This is a genomic window from Cellulomonas bogoriensis 69B4 = DSM 16987, from assembly GCF_000767165.1.
GTDB lineage: Bacteria > Actinomycetota > Actinomycetes > Actinomycetales > Cellulomonadaceae > Actinotalea > Actinotalea bogoriensis.
Genome location: NZ_AXCZ01000300.1, coordinates 1 through 1,821 on the forward strand (window position 1 = coordinate 1; position 1,821 = coordinate 1,821).

A 1,821-nucleotide genomic window follows, 5' to 3' on the forward strand; every position below is an offset into this window, starting at 1 on the left:
CGTGGTGGGTGTGGTGCCGGGCCGGAGGCCGGGGTTCATCGCGGAGTTCAGGCCGCCGCGTCCCAGTCCGGTGGCGCCCAGGGCCGCGGCACCGATCGCCGCTCCACCGGCAGCTGCACCGCCGGCGCCTCCGGCAGCGCCGGTGCCGAACCCTCCAGCTCCGGCACCCGCACCGGTGCCGGCCCCGGTGCCGGGTGTGGTGCCGATCAGGGACCCATCAGCCCACCCCGACCCCAAGGTCGGAGCAGACCCGACGAGCCCACCACCACTGGTGGTGTGCCCGCCACCAGCCCCACCCACACCACCGAACGATCCGGCCCCTGCCCCTGACCCGGCGGTGAACCCGGTCAGACCCGGGCCCGTCCCGGCCCCGGACCACTCACCAGCCCGCAACGGCTGACCACCCCCAGCGCCACCACGCGGACCCACACCACCAGAACCAGTCGACGAGCCGGTCGGTTCCGTGTGTGTCACGGGGTCGACGGTTAAGTCGAGGTCGATGTCTATGTCGTGGTGTTCGAACGACCTGGGTAGGGCTAGCGCAGCGTATTCCATCTGGGCGTCCAGGAGGTTGAGCGCTTGCTGGGCGGCCTCGTCGCGGGCTCGGCGCATTTCTGCGTTGCGTCGTTCGATTTCCTGATCGGCACCGAGCGTGCCCCCAGCCAGAGCCGGGACCAACCCGAAGGGCGCCGCAGCGACCGCCAGGTCCCGCCGGATCTGGGACTCTTCCTGGGGGGAGATCCGGTCTGGAGGCAGGGCGTGGTAGGCATCCTGGGCCGCCTTCAGCGCAACGTGCGCATCGTCCGCGGCACGCGCCGCCTGGCGGACTTGCTCCGTAGCCTCGAGCACTCGTTTGGCGAGGTCGGCGATGCGTTCGGCGGCCAAATCAGCGGCGTTGCCTTCCATCCCGACGTCCCCGGCGTAGTGCAAGACCCGCTCGGCGAACCGGTCGACTTCCAAGGAGTGACCGGCCAGGTCTAGGGCTTCGCCCTGGATCTCGTTGAGCGCGGACCTGGGGTGTTCACCCACGACTCGCAGTTCCTCGGAGGGGCGCATCAGCTCTGTCCTTCCCTGTGACGACGTGCAACAACGACCACGACCACCACCACCACGGCCAGAAGAACCACCCCGCCAGCTGCCACCGCCCCCAGGACCACGACACCCGGAAGGCCCCCGCCCTCACCGGAGGGCACCTCACCGGCACCTGCGTCCGGGGCCGGGGTCGTGGGCCCGTCCTCCGGCGGTGCTTCCCCGGTGATCTCGGCGATGGAGGGGTACACGCGGGGGCCGTCGCGTAGGAGGGGGTTGGTGTCGGGGTAGGTAGTGGGGTCGGCGCTGAGCATGTTCAGGATCGAGACCGTCCCGTACCCCAGGGAGTCACCGTGGCGGTCCATGTCCCCGTTGTTCTGAAAGGTGTGGCGGAGCAGGGTCTGGATGATCTGGTTGCCCGTCGCCTCGGGGTGCTCAGACCAGACCAGGGCCAACGCGCCGGCGACCCAGGGGGCGGCTAGGGACGTGCCGTTCTGGAGGCGGTAGGTGTCCCAGTTGTCGTAGCCGTTGTGGATCCGCATCTGGGCTCCGGGGGCGGCGACGGTGACCAGGGGGTGGGAGATCGACAGCCCCGGCACCGGGAGCCCGTCAGGGCCAGCAGCTTCCACCACTACCATCCCGTTCGCCCCGGCAAGGTCGAGGTTGAAGGTCTCGATACCGACTGACCCAGGCGAGGCCACCACGACGATCGCCCCGGAACGTTGGGCCAACGCGAGTGCTTCGGGCAGTCCTTGTACGAGATTCGTGCCGCGGGAGATGGAGATGATGTCC

The 1,821-nt window shown here is 69.8% G+C and carries 3 protein-coding genes; 1 reads left to right on the forward strand and 2 read right to left on the reverse strand.

The annotated features are described in order from the left end of the window. A partial coding sequence (locus N869_RS18825; RefSeq protein ID WP_269545896.1) for a hypothetical protein occupies positions 1 to 393 on the reverse strand: 393 nt, incomplete at its 3' end. A gap of 186 nt (positions 394 to 579) precedes the next feature. On the opposite strand from N869_RS18825, the gene N869_RS14820 reads away from it, so the two are divergent. Continuing rightward, positions 580 to 981, forward strand: coding sequence for a hypothetical protein (locus tag N869_RS14820; RefSeq protein WP_035062925.1), 402 nt, complete (start codon positions 580 to 582; stop codon positions 979 to 981). 74 nt (positions 982 to 1,055) lie between these two features. On the opposite strand, the gene N869_RS14825 is transcribed toward N869_RS14820, so the two are convergent. Next, the coding region (locus N869_RS14825; protein WP_232229811.1) for a S8/S53 family peptidase at positions 1,056 to 1,821 on the reverse strand (766 nt) is incomplete at its 5' end.